Below are 3,371 nucleotides of genomic sequence, written 5' to 3'. Positions count from 1 at the left end.
GAGGACTACGACTTTGGACGTCGACCCGCCGCCGAGCAACAATCGGGTGGCCTCGAGCCCGTCCATCTCGGGCATCCGGATGTCGAGGAGCACGACGTCTGGATGCAGCGCGGTGGCCATCTCCACGACGTGGCGGCCGTTCGAGGCCACGCCGACGACCTCGATGTCCGGTTCGGTGTCGAGGATCAGCCGCAGGCCCGTCCGCACGAGCTCCTCGTCGTCGGCGACGACGACCCTGATGGTCATATCGGGGTGGTGTTGGCGGCGTCGACCGGGAGGTGCGCCTGCACCAGGTATCCGCCTTCGGGCCGGTGCCCGGCGTGCAGGCTGCCGCCATAGAGGGCGACTCGCTCACTCATGCCGATCAGTCCGTGGCCGCCGGCGCTGTCGGTGTTTGGCGTCGTGCCGTCGTCGGCCACCTCCACCTCGACAGCGTCCTGGCAGTAGCGCACGTGAACCTGTACCCGGGCCGCGCCGGCGTGCCGCAAGGTGTTGGTGAGTGCCTCCTGCACGATCCGGTACGCCGAGAGATCCACCCCGGGGGGCAGGGGACGTTCCTCGCCTTCTACTGACACGTCGACGGCGAGGCCTGCCAATCGGACCCGGTCGAGCAGCGCCCCGAGGTGGCGTAGAGCGGGTTGGGGCGCCAGCGGCGCGCTGTCCACTGCGTCCTCGCTGTCGATCAGGACGTCCAGGAGCCGGCGCATCTCCGCGAGTCCCTGCCGACCGGTGACTTCGATGGACATCAGAGCCTGTTCGGCCGCGGCGGGGTCGGTGAGCATCACGCGTTGGGCGGCCTGGGACTGGATGACGATGACTCCCATGCTGTGCGCCACCAGGTCGTGCAGCTCGCGGGCGATACGGGCTCGTTCGGCGGCGACCGCGGCCCGGGCGGCCTCCTCCTGGTTCCGCTCGAGCACCTCGGTCTGCTCGTGCAGCCGGTCCAGCTCCCGTCGTCGCCACCGCATCCAACGCCCGAAGCCCCACACGCCGGCGACAACGAACCAAGCGGGAACCACGTTCTCCCACGGCTCGCCGTCACGGAGTCGACTGAGGCCGTCGACCAGCGTGATCAGCATGGCTACCGCGGCACCCAGCACCGCGTCCCGCAGAAGTGAGTGAGCGGCAACGGCATACAGGGCAAGGATGAAGGCGAGCCACGGCTGTCCCAGGCCGCCGCCGAGCTCGTACTGGAGCCAGCTCGCGACGACGACCGCGCACAGGACCAGCAACGGGTAGCGCCGTCGGGCCAGCAGCGGAACGGTGAAGATCGCAGCAAGCACGGCGTGCACGGCCGGTCCGTTCTCCCACGCCGAGGCGTCCCGCGTCCAGATCTGGACCTGCGCAGAGAGCGCGAGGAGTACGACGACGGTCCCGTCGGCGGCGCGGGTCAAAAGGGGCAGCCCCATGGCCCGAGGTTAGCCTTCCGCACCGTCGCGGTCATCCCTCCCGCGGAGGACGGTGTGAGGGCCTTTGTATGCCCAACGGGCTAGCCAGCAAGTCTGTCTTGGTGCAGACGACTCAGTCCGGCAGCCGTTCTAGCGTCGAGGCGTAAGAGTTTCGAACTATCTGGAGGCTGTCATGGTTCTGCGGTTTACCACCAACTCTGTCAGGACCGGCTGGGCGGCCATCGCCGGCGGAGTGTTGCTGATGCTGTCCTTCGGGATCGAGCTGGTTCATCCGGTGCAGGAACCCGATGGCACCGTCCTCGATCCGGTGACCTTTGCCCCTTTGATAGCGATGTGGGGGCTTGGGATGTTGTGCTTCGCCGCCACCGTGTTCCACGTCAGGGCGCTGCACCAGGAGGCCGAAGTTCCGCTGTCTCGCGCCGGCCGGGCCGGTGTCCGGTTGGCCGTTACCGGCAGCACCCTTCACGTGCTCTTCGCGCTCATGGTCGGCGTCACGGTCGTGGTCACTGGCAAGCCGTGGGAGGCGTCGTTCGTGCTGTTCGCATTGGGCTTCCTCCTCCTCGTCGTCGGTGGAGTGCTGCTCGGTTTCGGCGTCGGGCGGGCAGGCGTACTGCGCGCGGCCGCGGCGCCGTTCTGGGTCGGTGCGGCGGCGGCGTTCGCCGCCATCGCAGTCTTTACGGACCCGTGGCACGACATTGCTCTGGCCGTGTACGCGAGCACCTGGATCGCACTGGGGATTGTCCTGCGGCGAGACGGTGGCAGTTCGGTGATTACCTCCAACCGGGTGTCGGGCCAGCGAGGAGTATCGCAGCCGTTCCAGGCTGTTCGCCCGCCTCACCCCCGGTGAACTCTGCCGCCGTGCGGCGACCCATCCGGTCGTTCATCCTCACAAGGTCCGATTGAGAGTTGGACAAAGAACAGCGGCCGTCATTCGACGGCAACGACGAGAGGGAGAAGGCAATGAGACGATTGACGGCAGTTCTTGGATCTACAGCGGCGGTATGCGCGTTCTCGATACCGGCCGCGTCTGCCAACAGTCCCGCCCAGCACTTCGAACAGGACGCCACCGGTGACGTCCTCGACTGCGGATCGGTGGTGTACTCGATCACGTCCGGGTCAATCAAGCTCGTGCTGCACGAGGGCACAAGCGCCTCGGGCAACACCAACTTCACCGGCACCGTCACTACACAGGCAGTGGTCGCGAAAGACGAAGCGGGCAACGTCTACAACGTCCGGGGCACCGAATGGTTCGGTGCCACCGAGAACGCGCAGCAGGGTACGTTCCAGGCCACGTTTACCGCCCAGCTGCAGGTGGTTGCGAAGGGCTCAGGGCGAGTGGACAACGTCAAAGTGATGGAGCACATCACGATTGTGAACGGCAACGTCAAGGAGTTCGACTTCGGCACATGCGCAGCGCCCTAGTCGTTGGGCCCACCCGGTCCACACGAACAGCGGAGGTCAGGATCAGCCCTGAGTGCCGTCCCGACAGGGTTGGGCTCATGGTGCAACTGGCCAGATGATTCGACTGGCGATACCTGGAGAATTCAACGCGTGGCACGAGCCATCGCCCACGTGAAGAACTGTCGCCGACATGGTCCGGGGAGGGATCGACATGAAGAGCAGCTTCTGGAATTACCAGGAAGCGCGTCTTCGCGCTGGTTGGCGGGTGCTTGTGATCGTCGTCGCTGCGAGCGTGGTTAGCACGTTACTGGGCGGTCCGGGGCGACGTCTGCTGAGCGAGCGGTTCCCTTACGTGTACGCCTCGCTCATCGAGTCGCTCGCTCTCGTGGTGCTCGTGGCGGTGATCCTGTGGCTCGCGGCGAGGTGGCTGGACCGACGCAGATTCGCCGATTACGGCTTCCACCTGGGCCGCGAATGGTGGCTCGACATGGCCTTCGGGCTCCTCCTGGGCCTGGTGCTGGTGGGCGGCGCCTATGTCCTCCTGCTTGGGACCGGCTGGCT

The 3,371-nt window shown here is 66.4% G+C and carries 5 protein-coding genes; 3 read left to right on the top strand and 2 right to left on the bottom strand.

Going from position 1 to position 3,371, the window contains the following annotated elements; genetic code table 11:
• Both RMO85_RS07985 and RMO85_RS07980 read right to left on the bottom strand, forming a co-directional pair.
• The coding region (locus RMO85_RS07985) for a response regulator transcription factor (RefSeq protein ID WP_310528201.1) at positions 1-246 on the bottom strand (246 nt) is incomplete at its 3' end.
• Entirely contained in the window at positions 243-1,409 is a 1,167-nt protein-coding gene (locus tag RMO85_RS07980; RefSeq protein ID WP_310528200.1) for a histidine kinase, read from the bottom strand. The genes RMO85_RS07980 and RMO85_RS07985, both read right to left, overlap by 4 nt.
• 172 nt (positions 1,410-1,581) lie before the next feature.
• On the opposite strand from RMO85_RS07980, the gene RMO85_RS07975 reads away from it, so the two are divergent.
• From RMO85_RS07975 to RMO85_RS07965, 3 genes are all read left to right on the top strand, one after another.
• Positions 1,582-2,256 carry a hypothetical protein gene (locus tag RMO85_RS07975; protein WP_310528199.1) on the top strand — a complete coding sequence of 225 codons (675 nt, stop codon included), beginning with the start codon at positions 1,582-1,584 and terminating at the stop codon, positions 2,254-2,256.
• Positions 2,257-2,315: 59 nt separating this feature from the next.
• Positions 2,316-2,831: a hypothetical protein gene (locus RMO85_RS07970; protein ID WP_310528198.1), complete on the top strand. Its 516-nt coding sequence runs from the start codon at positions 2,316-2,318 to the stop codon at positions 2,829-2,831.
• 190 nt (positions 2,832-3,021) lie between these two features.
• Positions 3,022-3,371 (top strand): hypothetical protein (locus RMO85_RS07965; RefSeq protein WP_310528197.1); only part of this gene is annotated, 350 nt, incomplete at its 3' end.

Origin of the sequence: Nocardioides sp., from assembly GCF_031422975.1 — a bacterium.
Taxonomy (GTDB): Bacteria; Actinomycetota; Actinomycetes; order Propionibacteriales; family Nocardioidaceae; genus Nocardioides.
This window is presented reverse-complemented; position numbering and strand designations above follow the sequence as displayed.

Coding starts and splice junctions, on each gene's coding strand:
- RMO85_RS07980 (WP_310528200.1), bottom strand. CDS start 1,409: ATGGGGCTGCCCCTTTTGACCCGCGCCGCCGACGGGACCGTCGTCGTA.
- RMO85_RS07975 (WP_310528199.1), top strand. CDS start 1,582: ATGGTTCTGCGGTTTACCACCAACTCTGTCAGGACCGGCTGGGCGGCC.